Source organism: Brevibacterium siliguriense (genome assembly GCF_900105315.1).
Lineage (GTDB): Bacteria > Actinomycetota > Actinomycetes > Actinomycetales > Brevibacteriaceae > Brevibacterium > Brevibacterium siliguriense.
The window spans coordinates 1478203-1495719 of the sequence record NZ_LT629766.1; the positions used below are offsets into that span (position 1 = coordinate 1478203).

Below are 17517 nucleotides of genomic sequence, written 5' to 3' on the forward strand. Positions count from 1 at the left end.
GTAGCGAGGCCACCTGGCCGGAGCGCGGCGGGGACGGTGGTTGTTGAGGTGCGGCTCGCGGTTCGACCGATATCAGCCTGGGGTCTCGCGGAATATCCGACGGTCACGACTGTTATGACTATGGGACTGCGGCAACGGCGGCCCCGTACCCCCGAGGGGCAAGCACTCATGGACCTCATGGCCACAGACATTGCAGGAGCGAAACCTTGACCGACAGCACGCAGCCCGTGACTCCGCAGCCAGACGATGTGCCGACAGAGAATCTGCGCACCGAACACATGCGCCGACACGAAACCGACCACGATATCCCGTGGTCTCTGCCGATTGTCGTGCGCCGGTCCAAGACCGCCATTGCCCGCCACATCGACGTTCTCGAAGCCACTGCCCGCGCCGTCGTCACCTTCCTCGACGATCCGCGCTCTCAGCCGGGTGGGGAATGGAATGAAGCTGTCGAATACTGGCGTGACGGAGCCATCCGCAAGGTCGTGCGCCGAGGGGACGGCAAGAAGCTCGAAGACGCACGCGCCCTTGGATGCGTGAGCGTGACCTTCGGCGGCACGGATGATTTCGCTCCCGCCGAGGCGCTCGTCTTCGCTCCGGGCCCCGTCGAGCCTCTGCCGCACGAGCTGAAGAAGCTCCAGGTCGGTGGCACCGAATTCCCTGATGAGGGGGAGGGCTCCGTGCCCGCCGCCGAGGCGGTCGTGGCGATCGAACTCTCACCCGAGTTGACACTGACGACCGGAAAGGCCGCCGCGCAATGCGGTCATGCCGCGCAGCTGGCATTCGAGCAGATGCCCGACGATGTGCGGAACCGTTGGCGTGAGTCGGGGTTCAGCCTGCGCGTGATCACGGCGAGCCGGAAATCGTGGGCAGCGAACGAACAGCAGATCAGCGTCGTCGACGCCGGCTTCACCGAAGTCGACGGACCTACGGAGACCGTCCGCGCCCGCTGGTGAGGGCGAGTCAGGCCTCGTCGAGGTCCTTGAGTTCCTCTTCAGTCAACGGACGCGTCTTCGTCCCGTTGCCGAACTCGTCGAGGTAGATCATGTGTTTGACCATCTCACCGGTCTCTTCGTCCTCGACTTCGATGATGTCGCCGGGATTGGTTTGGGGCTGGTAGAAATCTTCATTGACTCCGGTCATTGTGACCACCTCCTATAGGTATTCTGACCATACGTCAGTGCGACAAGAGTCTCAACGATCCCCCTTGCTACCTGACGGGGGCCCAGCAACCTCGCGCTGGAGTGGTCCCCGAAAGTTGGACTGTGATCAACACAAACCAACTTGAAGGGACTACTCCATGCGCAAGGACTGTCTGATCACCAACGTCCAAGCCCGTGCCGCGATCGAACTGTTCGACCACGGCTACGGATACGCTGCGACAGCCACGAAGCTCGACGTCCACAAACCCACACTCAAACTCCTCCACGACCGGTGGTTAGTGCGTGGAACAATATCGGTCATGGAACCCCACCAGCCCCGGCGCATACCAGCAGAGCAGAAGATCGCGACCGCGAAGCGATACCTCGACGGTGAACACAAAGTCGAACTCGCCAAGGAACTCGGCCTGGCATCATCGCGACCGATCCTCGACTGGGTCAAGGAATACCGAGACAAGGGCGAGGACGCTTTCACCCCACGCAAAGCATCGGGGAAGGGCAAAACAGCTCGCATGCGCGCGATCGATCACGGGCAGGACCCGGATGCCGACCCGGCACCGTCGAAGCCGGATGTGATGGCGAAGAAGACTCGGGTCGAGGACATCAGCCTGGCCGAGTACCGGCAGTTACAAGACCGGCTGCTGCGGGCGGAAGCGGAGAACGCGTACTTAAAAAAACTGAAGGCCTTGAGGCAGAACGGGCAGCTGTAAAAGCACGCATTGTTGCCAGTCTCAAGGCGGACTACCCACTGTCACTGCTGCTGAGCATTGCGGGGTTGGCGCGGTCGACGTTTTTCTATCACCAGAAACGCTTCGGTCAGAGACCTGACCCGTATGTGCAGGTGAGGGCCCGGATCCGGGAGATCTTCACCGACAGCAACGAACGCTACGGGCACCGCAAGATTATGACTGTCTTGGTCAAAGAGGGCCTGTCGATTGCGAAGAAGACCGTGCTGCGGTTGATGCAGGACATGGGGATCAAGACCAAGGTGCGCCGGAAGCGGTACAACTCCCACCGCGGCACGGTCGGCCGTGTGGCTGGCAATGTCCTCAACCGGGACTTCACTGCTGAGGAACCGAATGAGAAATGGGTCTCTGACGTCACGGAATTCGCTGTGGCGGATCAGAAACTGTATCTGTCACCGGTCATTGATCTCTTCGATACCAGTGTGGTGTCGTACTCGATGTCGACGTCACCGAACACGGCGTTGACGAACGAGTCACTGATCAGGGCATGCCAGGGGCTTCGGCCGGGTCAGGCACCGTTGGTGCACACGGACCAGGGGTTTCAGTACCAGCACGTGTCGTGGGCGGCGATCTTGGCCGAGTATGGTGCACGCCCGTCGATGTCGCGGAAGGGAAATTGTTGGGATAACGCGGTCGCGGAGAACTTCTTCGGGCAATTGAAGTCTGAAATGTTCTATCTGCAGAAGTTCGACACTGTCGAGGACCTCAAGACCGCGATCGATGAGTACATTCACTGGTATAACTTTGAGAGGATCTCGACACGACTTGGCGGTCTTGCTCCGATGGAGTATCGGACCAAGACCGCCAATGCCACAGAGGCCGTAACCGCTCTATGCTGACCCCACAGCAGTCCAACTATTGGGGACCACTCCACGCCAGGTTGCTGGGCCCCCGTCAGGTAGCAAGGGGGATCTGTGGGGGCCGGAATCGGTAGTCTGAGTTCATGGAACGCCAGAGATTTCACACCACCGGAGGTCGCGATCGCAATGTCGCCGAGGAGGCCCGCCCCGGAGAGGACGAGTTCCGCGTCGATATCGAACGGATCCGGTTCTCCCCGTTCTTCTCCCGCCTGGCCTCGGTCACCCAGGTCATTCCGCAGGCCGGGTCCGGCACCGTCATCCACAACCGGCTGACCCATTCGCTCAAGGTCTCCGCGGTGGCCCGGTCGATCGCTATCACGTTGAACAACGCGGACGAAGCGACCCGGGACACGGTCAGCCGCCTCGGCGGGTGTGATCCTGTTGTCGTGCAGGCGGCCGCGGCCGCCCACGATCTGGGGCACCCACCGTTCGGCCACCTCGGCGAGAAAGAACTCGACCGGGTGTCGCGGACGATGCTGCGCCTCAACGACGGGTTCGAGGGCAACGCTCAGACGTTTCGGATTCTCACCGCCCTCGACAGCTGCGAGGCTACGGCGCGGGGGCTCAACCTCACCCGGGCGATTCGGGCCGCGGTGCTCAAGTATCCGTGGGAGCGCGGGGAATGGTCCGGCGATCGGGCATCGTCGGCGGCACGGATGCCGCGCGGGGTCGGTGATGATGTCAGTGAGGGAGCGATGAAGTTCTCCGCCTACGCCACCGAGGTCGAAGAGATGGCGGACGTCCTCTCGGCGTTCCCGGCGATAGGAAAATATCAGCAGACGCTCGAGTGCGCGGTCATGGACGTCGCCGACGATATTGCCTACGCGGTGCACGACCTGGACGATTTCTATCGGTCGAACGTGCTGCAGTACACGGCTGTGTCCGCCGAGCTCGGTCGTTGGCTGCGCGATCATCGGGAGTTGGCGGCACTCGATTCCACGGAATTGGATCGGCGGCGGCCCGGGCATGCGCTCGAGGCGATCCGGCGGCATACGCGGGAGAAGGACCCGTGGATCGCGTCCGAGGAGGCGTTCCGGGAGGCGGTGGAGCGGGTGAACCGGGATCTCGTCGAGGGACTGCTCGCGGTTCCCTACGACGGGGGACTGGAAGCCGACCGGGCGGTCACGGGGTTCACCCGGCGGTGGATCGACCGATTGCAGGCCTCGATCGTCGTCGACCCGGATCCCCATATCCGCAGCGGTCATGTGCGACTGAGCCAGGAGGCGTGGCACGACGTCGTGGTGCTCAAATTCGTGCATTCGCGATTCGTCCTCGAACGGTCTGACCTGGCCGTGTATCAGCGTGGGCAGACGCGGATCATCGCGTCGCTCGTCGAAGGCTTCCACGAGTGGCTGCTCGATCCGGATGAGGCGACGCGGATTCCCCGGCGACTCGTCGACTCCGTCGAAGCGGCCACGCAGGAGTACTCAGACCTGTACGCGCGTAACCCTGCTGCGTTGGGGGAGGAAGGCGCGGCTGGCATCGTGCGGCGTGGTCGGGCACGTGCAGTGGTCGATTACGTAGCCTCGTTCACCGATGCGCAGGCCATGTCGGTCAATGCATTGATCACCGGCGCCTCCGACGAGCCGTGGGAGGCCGGGCGCGGGCTGTAGGGCGCGAACGTCTCCAGCCACCGTTGACGCGAAATCGACCTTCGCCGCGAAGTCGACGGCAATGCCAACGGCAGGCATGCAAACGGCGGGGACGGAGTTCTCACTCCGACCCCGCCGTTTCGGCGTTCACGCGCTCAGGTCTCAGAGACCTGCACGGTGACGTCGCGTCAGGTAGATCGCAACTGCGCCACCGGCGATGAGGAGCGCGGCAAGCCCTCCGATCGCCATGGTGCCGTTGGCACCGGTGCGAGGCAGGTCGCCGCCCGCGTCAGCGGCAGCTCCGGCATCAGCTGTGCTGTCAGCCTGTGCATTGCTGCTGGCGTTCGCGTTCGTGCTGGCATTCGCCGAGGCGGAGGCCTCATCGTTGCTGGCAGCGGAGGAGTCGGCGTCGTTCGTCGCAGATGCCGAGTCGTCGGCATCAGCGGTCACCGAAGCGGAATCGTCGGCGTCGGCGGTCGCGTTGGCCGCGTCGTTGGCCGAAGCCGAGTCATCAGCATTCGCCGTTGCGGAAGCGGCATCATCGGCATCGGCGGTTGCGGACGCCGCGTCGTTGGCATCAGCCGTTGTCGAGGCGGAATCGTTCGCTTCTGCGGTGGCTGATGCCGAATCGTCGGCATCGGCGGTCGCCGAGGCCGAATCGTCAGCGTCGGCCGTTGCGGAAGCGGAGTCATCAGCATCAGCGGACGCTGAGTCGTCGCCGGGAGCTTCGTCCGCTGCAGTCGCCCGGACCGAGGAAGAAGCCAAGTTGATATCGGCAACGGCATTCGAAGCCTGTGCCTGCGCGCCACCGGCATTCGGGAGGAGCTCGAGGCTGACCGCGTTGACGGTGAAGCCGTCGGCGTCGGTTCCCTTGACATTGCTGTCCTCAGCGGGGTCCTTCTTCGTCGGCTGCTCATTGATCGTCAGATCGACAACCTGGTTGAGCCCTTCGAAGACCGGGTCGAGGTCAGACAGCAGCGGATCGACGATCTCGGTCACCTTGCCGGAGACCTCGTCGGCCGTGGCATCGAGGATCGAGCCGATCAGGGGCTTGGTCACTGCGGTCAGCTGCTCGAGCAGCGGTCCGGTGATTGAGTTGAGCAAGTCTCCGACGTCGATTCCTGCGAGCTTGAGGTCGGTGGTGACCTTCGGGTCGCCTTCACCGGTGCCAGCGAGCTGGCCCAGGGTGGCGTCGATGTTGACGGTGCCGTCGGCGGCGGGAATTCCCGCTGCCGTGGCCTTGGCGGGCAGGGAGACCTCGACGCGGACATCGTTGAGGGCGTCCTTGAGGGTCTCGTTGACCTTGCCGGAGAGGCTGCCGAGAGCATCGGCAACCGCGTCGGTGATCTTTCCGATGGTCTCGGAGGTCAGCACCTGGGTGTTGGGGTCGAGACCGTTGAGGTCCTCGCCGTTCTCGCCCTTGACGATCTTGGCGAGATCGATCTTGACGTCACCGTTCTTCAGATCGATCGAGACGATGCCTGACTTGTCCGCAAGCTTCTCGTTGACGACGTTCTCGACGACGCTGTTGAGCGCGTCCTGCGCCTCGACATTGACGGTGGTGTTCTCGCCGCCGAGTTCGATGTCGGCGAGGCCGGTCTTGACGTTGATGCCGGCCTTACCCAGCTTGTCGGCCAGGCCTTCCTTGGCGATGACGTCTTCGAGCGTTCCGCCGGTGCCGTCGACAGCCTCGTTGAGGGAGTCGGAGAGGTCACCGACTGCAGGACTGGAAACGGTCAGAATGCCGTCAGCCACGGCGTATTCGGACGTCGGTTCGTCGGAGCCCTTGGCTTCTGCGGTTGAGGCGACAGCGCCGAGCTCGAGCGAGAGCTCGTCGACGATCTTATCGGTGGCGCCGTCGATTCCGGCCTGCGAGAGGACCTGTGTGAGGTCGACCTTGGCGTTGCCGTAAGCACCTTTGTTGATGTCATCGAGGTTGAGTGCGCCGTCCTCGCCGACGGCACCTGCGCTGGCCTTCGCGTTGTCTGCGGACGGAGCATTGCCGTAGGCATTGAGGGCACCGGCTTCGCCGAGTTCGAGGAGGCCTGCACCACCGGGCTGGCTGACGACCGGCAGGGAGACTCCATCGCCGAGATCGAGGTCAATGGCGTTGAGGGCCTCGGCGTTGAGCGGAGTCTTCGCTTCTTCGGGGTTGCTGGGTGAGCTGCTGTACGCGCCCGCTGCATCGACTAGCTGCTCGTCGAGGAGGTCGGACTGTACGAGCTGACCCAGTGCCTCGGCATCTTCGTTCGGATCGGGGTTGACTGCTGCGGCACCGGGCGAGGTGGCCATAACGGTCAGTCCCAGAGCAGTTACCGCTGCTGCGGTGCCGATAGCGGCTCTGCGCACGGGAATGTGCCCTTTGCGGAGCTTATTCATACTTCTCAACTTTCGTTCGTGACGGTCGACTGTTCGGTCCGCACAGCAAGTACCCATGCTGTTTTGGTCGAACGTCACACACCATACAAAGTCATGAACGAATAATGCGAGAGTAATCAAAAATATAACGGAAAGATAACGACATGAATTCTGCTGGCAGAGGGTGAATTGTAAGTGGACTGCAGTTCATGCGGACAGCGGGAAGCGGATCGCTTGCTTTCGCTTGCCGTAGCGGAAGTTCCGTGATCTGGGAGTTCATGTCGATCGGCTGTGGTCTCAGTATGCGAAAGGCTGTGCGCGACCACTCCGGAGATCTTACTGAGGTGTGAGGTTCATCACATTACAGAATATGACGGAAATGTGACAATAGGGCTTTGCTTTATTACCGATAGGTAACGAATGTCTGAGGAGCGCATTCGGTAGCGGACCAGTGTCGTCGGTAGCGAGAGCGTCCGATGGCCTTGAGCGAGCTGTCGTCGGCTGAATGAATGACGAATGGCGGGGTCGGAGTTCTCGCTCCGACCCCGCCATCGTGGCGTCAGCTCAGTAAATGAGCCGGGTCACCTTCAGTGCTTGCCGGCGCGGTAGCGGCGGGTTGCCCACACTGCTGCGGCACCTCCGGCAATGAGCAGCGCGGCGAATCCGGCCATGGCCGGGACGCCTTCGGCACCCGTCCGCGGCAGGTCGCCACCGGCATTGCCCGAGGCGTTGGTGCTCGAACCAGCCGAAGTGCTCGAACCGGCATGCGATCCGCTGTCGGCAGACGATCCGGCGTCCGACGATGCCGAGGAGTTCGCCGAGGCGGCCTTCTCGGAATCGCTCGAAGCGCTGGCTTCTGCTTCGTCGCCGTCTGCCGAGGCGCTGGCTGCGCCTCCGTCGGCTGAAGCGTTTGCTTCCTCGGATGCTGAGGCTTCCGCCCCGGCGCCGTCGGTCGAAGCGTTGGCTTCGTCGCCATCTGCGGCAGCTGCGGCCGATGCTTCGGAGGACGAGTCAGCGGTCGAGGCTGCCGAGGCGGCCGCACCGGCATTCGCATTGGCTGCTGCCGATGCCTCGCCATTGGTGTCATCCGAGTTGTCCGCGTTGGCTGCAGCCTGTGCAGCGGTTTCGGCCGACGCATTCGGATCCGAGCTCGCATCTGCGGATGTATCTGCAGTGGCTTCCTCGGTCGCGGCGGATTCCGCTGCGGCTTCGGCGGAAGCATCAGCAGCGGCAGATGCGGTTGTCGTCGCGTCTGCCAGCGCCGCTTCCTGCGCTGCGGCTTCGGCTGCGGCGTTTCCGTCTTCGTCGGCACGGGCGGAGGCCGTCGCCGATGCCGCTGCGTTGACGTTCGCGTCTGCCTCAGCGGTGGTGTCCGCCGCTGCCTCTGCTGTCGGATCAGCGTCGGCATCTGCTGCGGCATTCTCAGATGCTGCCGCCGACGAATCAGCCGTCGAAGCGGCCGATGCTGAAGCGGCAGGGTCTGCATCCGCAGCCGCTGATGCTTCAGCGTTGGTGTCATCTGTATTGTCCGCGTTGGCAGCTGCCTGAGCGGCGGTCGTTGCCGAAGCATTGGTTTCGGTCGTCGCATCGGCTGAAGCGGTTGCCGAAGCGTCGGCCTCAGCTGCTGTTTCGGCGGCTGCGGTCGCGTCGACGTCTGCGGCAGCGGAAGCCGTCGTCGTTGCGTCGGCGAGTGCTGCCTCCTCTGCGGCGGCTTCGGCGCCGGCATTGCTGTCGTCATCAGCGGTCGCCGATGCGGCGGCAGAAGCTGCTGCGTTGGTGTTCACATCGTCATCGCCCGGTTCCTCTGGAGCCTCAGCGGTGGCACGCACCGAGGACGACGCGAGGTTGATGTCGATAGCCTCGGCTGCGGGAAGCAGTTCCAGGCTCACGGCGCTGACGGTGAAGCCGGGTCCGTTGTTGCCCTTGACCTGGCTCTCCTCTGCCGGATCCTTCGCGGTCGGCTGCTCATTGATCGTGAGATCGACAACCTGGTTGAGCGCGTTGAAGACTGGGTCGAGAGAGGTCAGGACCGGATCAACGATACCGGTCACAGCACCAGCGACTTCGTCGGCCGTGGAATCGAGGATTCCGCCGATGAGCGGCTTGGTGATGCCGAGGACAGCGTTGATTACCGGCTGAGTGATGGCATTGAGCACATTGCCGACAGGGACCCCAGCGATCGAGAGATCGGTGGTCACTGTCGGGTCGGTGTCATCCGTGCCGGCCAGCTGACCGAGTGTTGCGTCCACAGTGACCTTGCCGTCGACGGCAGGGATGCCGAGGGCAGAAATGCTCGCTGGGAGCTCGATGACGAGGTGCACGTTATTGAGTGCGTCCGTGAGGGTCTCGTTGACCTTTCCGGAGAGAGCGCCGAGGGCATCGGCCACGGCATCGGTGATCTTCGAGATCGTGTCCGAGGTGAGTACCTGGGTGTTCGGGTCGAGGCCGTTGAGGTCAGAGGCGTCGCCGCCCTTGACGATCTTCGCGAGGTCGATCTTGATGTCGCCATTGGCGAGGTCGATCGAAACGATCCCAGCTTGGTCTTCAAGTGCCTCGTTGACGACGTTCTCGACGACGCTGTTGAGCGCATCTCGGACTTCGACGGACACCTGGGTGTTGTCTCCACCGATATTGACCGAGGCGAGCCCGACGTCCAGATTCAGCCCGATACCGGCCAGGTCATTGGCCAGACCTTCTTTACCGATGACCTCTTCGAGGGTGCCGCCTGCGCCATCGACGACCTCATTGAGAGCACCCGAGAGGTCGCCCACTGCAGGGCTCGAGACCGTGAGGATGCCATCGGCGACGGCGTACTCGGAGTCATCGGCTTCGCCGTTGCTGTTGGCAGTCGAGGCGATCGCGCCGAGTTCGAGGCTGAGTTCATCGACGATCTGGTCGGTGACGCCATCGAGGTTGAGCTGGCCGAGGACCGAGGTCAGGTCGACCTTGGCATTGCCGTACTCACCGTTGTTGATGTCATCGAGATTGAGCCCGCCGTCTGCTCCGACTGCGCCGGCACTGGCCGTGGCGTCATTGTAGGCAGGAGCGTGCCCATAAGCATTGAGCGCTCCAGCTTCGCCGAGTTCGAGCAGACCGTCGCCGCCCTCGTTGCTGATGAGCGGGATGCCGATTCCGGGGAGTTCGACTCCGATGGCTTGGAGCACTTCGGCGTTGATCGGAGTGCTGTCCTCCTCCGTGCTGGACGGAGAGCTGCTGTAGGCGGAGAGGGCATCAATCGCATCAGCCGTCAGAATGTCGGCATCGATCAGCTGCCCATAGGCTTCTGAATCTTCGTTCGGATTCTGTTCATCAGCGGTACCGGGCGAGGTCGTCAGCAGTGTCAGACCCACTGCTGTCGCCGCGGCGACAGACCCCACCGCGATCTTCCGACCGGTTCCGGACCGGCCTCTCAATTTTTTCATGGTTCTCCACATCGTTCGGATCCTGATCATTTCCAAGCGTGGCCTGGACGGAAACGGGCAGTTTCCTGGCAGATCCCTCACAACATTACGGAGTAATCAAAAAGTAACCAGCAAATCACAAGAAAAGTTACAGCGTCGTTATAGTTACATTCAGGTAAGTTCGGGATGGCGACGTGGGTGTCTGCCGAAGTGGGCATCGTGATTGCGTTAGCCGATGAATGCGCAGGTGGGGCATCTGCAGGTCCCGCGCGAGTCCTTCTGTTCGAAAGCGTTACAGCCATAGTTAGACTATTGCGATCGTGCTCGATTGTCACGGTTAGAGATGCAGCCATCGGCAAGCTGTGACCATTCAGTGATCAGCAACATCACGATCTCCGTGGTGGGGATGGGGCACCATGGCACCGACGTCGCCCGACTCGATGGACGTGCGAATCTGAACGGACGTAGATGGTCTCACTTTCGGCTCCGGGCGGGGCCGACCAGCTCGATGGTCCCGAGCGCCTGCTCAGCCGCAGCGACTCACCTGGGTGCGCGAGTCTCGGCGCTGATGAACCAGGCCTGCTGCTCGAATCGGGCGATGCAGCTGTGGTCGATGTCGGCGATCGATGAGTCCGCTGAGTCGACCTCGTGATGCGTGCTGCGCATCGACGCCACGGTCGCCTCGGTCGAGATGACCATGTGATCGACGGCGTCGGAGGCGATGAAGCCGTGTTCGGCATGTGGCCACCATAACGACGCCGCCATTGGGACGTAACCGCCGTCAGCCTGTGCCGGACTCGTCGTCCTGGGCGATGTAGACACGGGAGCGCAGCCGCTGGGCGTGAGTGAGATTCTTCAGGTCGATGTCGCTGTCGAAGCTTGAGCCGAGTGCGCCGGCGACGACGCCCATCGCTGCGCTCAACCACGCGATGTCGAGGTAGTTCGTCAGCCGGGCTTCCGGCCGGTGGATCGTCTGCGCCATGAACTCGGGGTCGATGACGATGAGCCCTCCGGCGAGGATGCCGATGACCAGCACAGCGTAGAGGCCCGTCACGCAGATGACCAGTGTGAGCACAGTGGACAGGTTGTAGTAGAAGACGACCTGAGCCAGGCGTTCGTTGAGCGGACGGTCCCAGAGGCGATTGATCGTGATCAGCCAGCCGACCATGACCGCGATGGCAATGGCGCCGATCGAGATGAGGCGAGCAGTGGAGAGATGGTGGGACATCTGCCAGATGGAGCTGTAGAAGATGCCGAATGCTCCTGTGGCAGCGGCCGCGGCCATGGCTCGTGAGAGTCTTCGGGCCATCCGCAGCGGCTCATTGGCCATGGTCATACCCAGGACGAGGCGAGGCCCGCCGGTGAACGTATGAGCGTGAAGTGTGCGGCGGCCCGACTCGGAGCGGCTTGACCATCGGCCCCAGCGGGGGAGACGGTGGGTCTTCGCCGGCAGGTGACCGTCGGGTAGGAGCTGATTGACGCAGCTCATATAGATCTTCAGCAGACGACGTTTCGTCGTCAGCGCGCCGAGGGTAGGGCAGGAGATCACGGCGATGTTGCGTGCCGGCAGCACCTCGGCGATCAGTGGTTTGCCCTGGGTATGGCGCGGAATGTCCGTGAGCATGATGACGAGGTCCGCTGCAGCATAGCGGTCGACGATCGCGTCGAGAGTCGACAGCTCCAGTCGGTGGTCGGCCTGGACCCGGAGTGCCTCTGTGCACACATCGACAGTCACATCCGACTCGAAATCCTGCCGGAGGAGTTCGGCAAACTCGTCCTTGAACGAGGCCACACGGCGGCTCGGTGGCCCGGGATCGCAGATCAGGAGGATGTGCATTTTCTCACTGTGGCAGGGCTGTCTGCTCCTGGCCAGGGCGGCGGCGAATTCCGAAGATTTCCTCACGGGGCTTTCAGGCCGAATCTGAACTCGGAGACCTGAACGCGTATTCTGATACGGACGTGTCGACGAGACGAAGGAGGACGCGGTCAATGGCAGTTCTGGTGACCGGAGGGGCAGGATATATCGGTTCGCACGTGGTGCGGCTGCTCGCCGAGCGCGGAGACGATGTGCTCGTCGTTGATGACTTCTCCACCGGCATCGGCGCTCGCGTCGAGGGTCTTCCGGTGGTCAACCTCGACCTGGCTGCCTCCGACGCCGAGGAACGTCTGGTGTCCGCGATCAAGGAACACAGCGTGGACTCGATCATCCACTTCGCCGCGAAGAAGCAAGTCGGTGAGTCCGTCGAAGAGCCGGTCATGTACTTTCGGCAGAACATCGGCGCGCTGACGAACATCCTCGCCGCAGTTGAAGCGACCGGCATCGAATCGCTCGTCTTCTCCTCCTCGGCGGCGACCTACGGTATGCCCGATGTCGACATGGTCGCCGAGGACCTCGGCTGCCGTCCCATCAACCCCTACGGCCAGACGAAGCTCATCGGTGAGTGGATGATCGACAACCAGATCGCCGCCTCCCAGATGCGGGGAGCCACGTTCAACGCTGTGAAGCTGCGTTACTTCAACGTCGCCGGTGCCGGCTGGAACGAACTCGCCGACACCGCCGTCATGAACCTCATCCCGATCGTGCTCGAGCGGTTGAAGGACGGCAAGGCGCCGATAATCTTCGGCGACGATTATGACACGCCCGACGGCACATGCATCCGTGATTACGTCCACGTCAAGGACCTCGCCGAGGCGCATATCGCCGCCCTCGACTACATGAAGGTCGGCGGCACCACGGAGACCGTGTTCAACGTCGGCACCGGGACCGGCGCCTCGGTGAAGGAAGTCATCGACACTATCGCCGAGGTGACCGGCCGTGACATCGTCCCCGACATGGGCGAGCGTCGTGCAGGTGACCCGCCGGCACTGGTCGCCGACGTCACCCGTATCTCCGCCCTGCTCAGCTGGAAGGCCGAGTTCGGGCTTGAGGAGATCGTTCGCAGCGCCGTCGAGGCCGCGGAAATGCTGCCGGACCAAAAGCGATGACGCAATCGGATCCAGCCGCCGCGGCGCTGCGTTGGGTCCGATCACGTTCCGTCACAGGACAGCACTTGCCCTTCCTGGCGCGGGTGGCACTGCATTTCAACCTTGAGGATGGTGCCTCGGAGACCGGAGTGCTCGCGTCGATTCTCGATCACGGGCAGTACGTGTCCCAATTCGTCACAGGCACGAGCAATGGCGGTCTGACTGCTTTTCCCGGTGGCGACCGATGGCACTGGGAACAGAGGATCTTCGGTGGAGCCTATGACCATGCGGAAGTGCGCCACCGACTGGTCTATGGAGCTCTTGACCTCGACGGCGACCCCTATGGTCCGGCACCGCGATTCGGGTCGGCCTACCTGAGGCTTCGCCCGGAGACTCTGGTGAGAGCGACCTTTGCCTATCCCGATAGCACTTTCGGTCCGGAACTTTTCGGGGTTGCGGACCGGATGGGGCTCATTGCGAACTATCGTCGTGACGAGCGGGCGACCGACCAGGCGGCTGCCCAGCTATGTGGGATCGTCCGCGATCGTCTCGACCACTACATCGAGGCTCATATCCACGGTGGGGTCAGGGTGCCCGAAGACGTCGAAGTGCTGGTGATCGATCCCAGCTTCGACGATCATACGGTGCTCGAGACGGCCGACCGCTGTGGTCTTGCCGTCGAGACTCATCCGGGCTATGTCGCCGAGGTTGCCGAGATCGCCGCGCATCCGGAGTATCGGGGGCAGGACGTGGTCGATCTCGCACGACGGATCGCGCAGGCTATGGGGAATTCAGCGCAGCTGAGACCCATCCATATCGCACGCGCCCGCCGGGTGTGGGATCTCGACGGACAGCAACTGAAGAAGGTCTGGCACTGCCTCGCGCGATTCGGACGGGCTTGGTGAGGCCGGGCGTCACTCCGCGGGTTTCATCTCGCTTTCGACGACCCATTTGTGATTCGTCATCTCCATCTCATCGGTCTTGATGTCGACCATATAGACGGTCTCGCCGGTCGCTGAATCGATGGTCGCCTCGGCGCCCTTCATTCCGGGCATATGATCGGCATTGACGGTGGCCTTCGCTCCTTTCTTCAGGGGCGCCTTCCCCGGGGTCTCGAGCTCTTCGTGGACGACCCACTTGTGATCCTTGACCGGATCTCCGCCGTCAGTGGGCGTGTAGCTGATCGAGTAGGTTGTCGTGTCGAAGGCGCCGGAAACGGTTGCCTCAGCGTCTTTCATTCCCGGCATGTGATCAGCTGAGAGGACGACGGTGTCGCCGACGGCGAACGTCGGGTCTTCTGCCTTCTTGATTCCCTCCGGTGGGTCGCCGCCATCGGCGGCGTGCCCTTCGTGGCCGCCCGACTCGCGTTCTGACTCGCTGGTCTTCATGTCTTCGTGATCGGATCCGCTGGTTTCGTCCGATGAGGATTTGTGGCTGCCGTGACTGCCATCTCCACCGGATCCCTGGGAGTCATCGTTCGCAGTTGAGCAGCCTGCCAGTGCCAGTCCGAGCGCTGCGGCGACTGCGGTGAATCGGATGGTCGGTGTGAACTTCTTCATGAGTGGTCTCCTGGTTCTGTGAGACGGCCGTGTCGGATTCGCTCGGCAGTGGAGACGGGAGCATTCCGTGACATCCCATCCCCTGGGTCCGCCACGTTCAGCCTATACCCCTTAAGGGTATGATGGCCAAGACGGCATTGGTGCTCCGCACCCGTAGTGACATGGAGATATATATGAAGACGACGAAATTCGCGTTGGGTGCCGCGGCCCTTGCGCTAACACTGAGTGGGTGTTCCGCTCCCGGGCCGGGCAGCGGACCATCCGCGGATTCAGAAGAATCTGCGGCAGCGCAGCCGGGTTCGGCAGAAGCGCTGCTGGCGGATCTCGATCTGGGCGATGAAGACGTCACCGAAGTGATCGACCGCCTCGATCGTCTGCCGGTCGAGGAGAGGCCTGCCGACCTCATGGCCTCGGTGCAGCCGGACGAACTCGTCCTCACCGACGGTCAGCGGGAGGCGACGATGGCATTGCCGGAAGGGAGGAGCTACGTGTCCATCGCTCCCTTCGTCGATGCGACGCACGACTGCTTCTACCACAGCCTCACGACCTGTCTCGGCGAGATGAGCGGGGAGGACGTGGACGTGGTGATCACCGACTCAGCGACTGGTGAAACAGTGGTGGATGAGTCGACGACGACCTTCGACAACGGATTCGTGGGCTTCTGGGTGCCATCCGACGTCACCGGCACCATCGAAGTCACCGCCGCAGGCAAGACCGGTGCGACCGAATTCTCGACGAGAAGCGATGGGCCCACCTGTGTGACCGACCTCAAGCTGAAGTAGTCACGTCAAGGCGAGGCCGACCAACTTCGCCAATTCGATAGGAGTGCGACTATGTCCCACCACATCGTCATCGGAGCAGGGCTGGCCGGCGCCGCAGCCGCGTACTCCCTGACCGCGCGCGACGAGGACGTCACCGTGGTCGAGCGGCATACTCCGGCCAACGATCGCGGCAGCTCCCACGGTTCGGCCCGCATCTTCCGATACGCCTACCCCGACCGTCTCTACACCGAACTCGTTGTGCGCGCTCGTGAGCTGTGGGACGACCTCGAGGCGAAGTCTGGAGCCGAGTTGATCACTCCCACCGGAGCCGTCGACTTCGGCGACGCCCGACACGTGGATCTGCTCGCTGAGATCTTCGAGGACGTCGGAGTCGAGTACGAGGTTCTCGACCCGGAACGTGCCGTCGAACGGTGGCCGCAGTTCGCCTTCGACACCGACGTGCTGTGGCACCCTGACGCCGGGGTCATCGATGCTGAAACCACGGTGACGACCATGCTTGAGCGTGCGGTGGACACTGGGCGGGCGCGGATCCTCAGCGATTGGACGGTCGCCGAGGTGACCCGACGATCCGCGGGCGGCTTCCGTGTCACCTCGGGAAAGGGGGACATTGTCGAAGGCGACCGCGTCATCGTCGCAGCGGGTGGGTGGCTGCCCGACCTCCTCGGCGATCTTGGGCTTCCGGAAGGCTTCCTGGATGCGCTGCCGAGGTTCGAAGTGCGGCAGGAGCAGGCCTTCCACATGCCCTACCGTGACGCCGGTGAGGTCGGGCGGCTGACCACGCCCTGGCCGACGTTCATCCATAAATCCGGTGAGATGTTCACCTACGGACTGCCCGGCGGCCGGGATGCCGGTTTCGCCGGGCAGAAGCTCGCACAATTCAACGGTGGGGAAGTGATTCGTTCGGCGCTCGACCAGGACGGGCAGATCACCGGGCAGATGCGGGCCCGGATGATCGACTATGCGAAGCGGAACCTGCCGGGCCTCATTCCTGAACCGTACGCGGAGACTACGTGCCTGTTCACGAACACACCGAACGAGGATTTCGTCATCGACGAGGTCAATGGTCTCGTCATCGTCTCAGCCTGTTCGGGGCACGGGGCGAAGTTCGCTCCGCTGCTCGGCGAGTTCGCAGCCGACCTCGCCATGGGGGCCGGCGAAGTTCCGGATCGGTTCCGAGTGTCAGGGGTGAGTTCGTGAGGCGCGATGAGGAAGCTCAGCGCTTGGAGGCGATGATGAGGTGCCGCGTCGAATGGGCGACGAACGGTTCGCCGCTGCGCATTGCAGCGTCGAGCTCACGCAGCTGCGGAAGGTAGTCGGCGACCGCGAAATCGGGCACCCACCATGGGCATTTGCGCAGGATCCACACGATCGCGCCGATGTCGAAGAACTCCATGCGGCAACGCACGGTGCGCAGCGTCTCGACCGTGAGTCCGGCCGCCTCGGCGGCGTCCGATTCGGTACGCGGATGCCGCGCTCTGCGATTCTCCGGCAGCGGCCCGAGGAAGAACTCGATGAGTTCGAATGCCGAGGCCGGTCCGACATGCTGGGCGAGGTAGGTGCCGCCGGGGACGAGCACACGGCTGATCTCCGACCATGCGGGGCTCACGGGATGCCGCGAGGTGACGAGATCGAAGCTGCCGTTGGCGAAGGGCAGTCGGCGCGGTTCGGCCTCGACTACATCGACGCCTCGCGGACCGAGCCGGTGCCGAGCCGCGGCGACGTTGGGGCGGTGCGATTCGGTCACAGCCATGCGCGGCGGCAGCACCGGCGCCTCATCGACGACCTCACCGCCGCCGGTGTCGATGTCGAGTGCCGCGGTCGCCGTCGACAGCCGCCCGGCGAGCAGCGCCGAGTACCTCCACGGCGGACGCTCCTCGGTGGCGCGTCCATCGAGCCAGTCGAATCCCCAGCCGGTGACATCGGCGGATTGTGCTTCGGTGACGAGCTCGTCGAATGCGCGCATGTTCCCATCCTCGCGCACACGTCTCTCACTCGTCGAGCCACGCTGGGGCCGTACGTGAAGAGACGATATGGGGGCCGCCTCGGCGGGGTCGATGTTGCGGTGGGCGGAACTCAGTGCACATTGCACGAATTC

General features: G+C 63.1%; 15 protein-coding genes. 8 read left to right on the forward strand and 7 right to left on the reverse strand.

Going from position 1 to position 17517, the window contains the following annotated elements:
* Positions 1-206: 206 nt before the first annotated feature.
* Complete coding sequence (locus BLU88_RS06445; RefSeq protein ID WP_331712464.1) at positions 207-956, forward strand: aminoacyl-tRNA hydrolase; 750 nt, start codon at positions 207-209, stop codon at positions 954-956.
* 7 nt (positions 957-963) lie between these two features.
* Here the strand turns inward: BLU88_RS06445 and BLU88_RS06450 are convergent, their stop codons facing one another.
* Positions 964-1143 (reverse strand): hypothetical protein, encoded by a 180-nt coding sequence (locus tag BLU88_RS06450; RefSeq protein WP_092011451.1) that lies wholly within the window; start codon positions 1141-1143, stop codon positions 964-966.
* A 157-nt stretch (positions 1144-1300) separates the two neighbouring features.
* On the opposite strand from BLU88_RS06450, the gene BLU88_RS06455 reads away from it, so the two are divergent.
* The 3 genes from BLU88_RS06455 to BLU88_RS06465 all read left to right on the forward strand — a co-directional run bounded on the left by BLU88_RS06455 (position 1301) and on the right by BLU88_RS06465 (position 4379).
* Positions 1301-1870, forward strand: coding sequence for a helix-turn-helix domain-containing protein (locus BLU88_RS06455; protein WP_092009028.1), 570 nt, complete (start codon positions 1301-1303; stop codon positions 1868-1870).
* An 8-nt stretch (positions 1871-1878) separates the two neighbouring features.
* Positions 1879-2745, forward strand: coding sequence for an IS3 family transposase (locus BLU88_RS06460; RefSeq protein ID WP_231939705.1), 867 nt, complete (start codon positions 1879-1881; stop codon positions 2743-2745).
* Between the two features lie 104 nt (positions 2746-2849).
* Positions 2850-4379 (forward strand): deoxyguanosinetriphosphate triphosphohydrolase family protein, encoded by a 1530-nt coding sequence (locus BLU88_RS06465; RefSeq protein WP_092011454.1) that lies wholly within the window; start codon positions 2850-2852, stop codon positions 4377-4379.
* Between the two features lie 141 nt (positions 4380-4520).
* Here BLU88_RS06465 and BLU88_RS06470 read toward each other — a convergent pair whose 3' ends face one another.
* The 4 genes from BLU88_RS06470 to BLU88_RS06485 form a co-directional block, all read right to left on the reverse strand.
* Complete coding sequence (locus BLU88_RS06470) at positions 4521-6737, reverse strand: choice-of-anchor G family protein (RefSeq protein ID WP_157689006.1); 2217 nt, start codon at positions 6735-6737, stop codon at positions 4521-4523.
* A gap of 566 nt (positions 6738-7303) precedes the next feature.
* Complete coding sequence (locus tag BLU88_RS06475) at positions 7304-10138, reverse strand: choice-of-anchor G family protein (RefSeq protein ID WP_157689008.1); 2835 nt, start codon at positions 10136-10138, stop codon at positions 7304-7306.
* A 519-nt stretch (positions 10139-10657) separates the two neighbouring features.
* Positions 10658-10882 (reverse strand): hypothetical protein, encoded by a 225-nt coding sequence (locus BLU88_RS06480; RefSeq protein WP_092011463.1) that lies wholly within the window; start codon positions 10880-10882, stop codon positions 10658-10660.
* 16 nt (positions 10883-10898) lie between these two features.
* Entirely contained in the window at positions 10899-11954 is a 1056-nt protein-coding gene (locus BLU88_RS06485; RefSeq protein ID WP_092011466.1) for a hypothetical protein, read from the reverse strand.
* Positions 11955-12106: 152 nt separating this feature from the next.
* Between BLU88_RS06485 and galE the strand changes: the two genes are divergently transcribed.
* Together galE and BLU88_RS06495 are read left to right on the forward strand one after the other, a co-directional pair.
* Positions 12107-13102: a UDP-glucose 4-epimerase GalE gene (gene galE, locus BLU88_RS06490; protein ID WP_092011470.1), complete on the forward strand. Its 996-nt coding sequence runs from the start codon at positions 12107-12109 to the stop codon at positions 13100-13102.
* Between the two features lie 65 nt (positions 13103-13167).
* On the forward strand, positions 13168-13986 hold the full coding sequence (locus tag BLU88_RS06495) for a DUF3626 domain-containing protein (protein WP_231939648.1): 819 nt from the start codon (positions 13168-13170) through the stop codon (positions 13984-13986).
* A gap of 9 nt (positions 13987-13995) precedes the next feature.
* Here BLU88_RS06495 and BLU88_RS06500 read toward each other — a convergent pair whose 3' ends face one another.
* The gene (locus BLU88_RS06500) at positions 13996-14640 is read right to left on the reverse strand and encodes a YdhK family protein (protein WP_092011476.1); all 645 of its coding nucleotides are present in this window, start codon (positions 14638-14640) and stop codon (positions 13996-13998) included.
* Between the two features lie 173 nt (positions 14641-14813).
* On the opposite strand from BLU88_RS06500, the gene BLU88_RS06505 reads away from it, so the two are divergent.
* Positions 14814-15422: a CueP family metal-binding protein gene (locus tag BLU88_RS06505; RefSeq protein WP_197678202.1), complete on the forward strand. Its 609-nt coding sequence runs from the start codon at positions 14814-14816 to the stop codon at positions 15420-15422.
* A gap of 51 nt (positions 15423-15473) precedes the next feature.
* A complete protein-coding gene (locus BLU88_RS06510; RefSeq protein ID WP_092011482.1) occupies positions 15474-16619 on the forward strand; it encodes an FAD-dependent oxidoreductase in 1146 nt (381 codons plus the stop codon).
* Positions 16620-16635: 16 nt separating this feature from the next.
* Here BLU88_RS06510 and BLU88_RS06515 read toward each other — a convergent pair whose 3' ends face one another.
* Entirely contained in the window at positions 16636-17385 is a 750-nt protein-coding gene (locus BLU88_RS06515) for a class I SAM-dependent methyltransferase (protein WP_092011485.1), read from the reverse strand.
* Between the last annotated feature and the right edge of the window lie 132 nt (positions 17386-17517).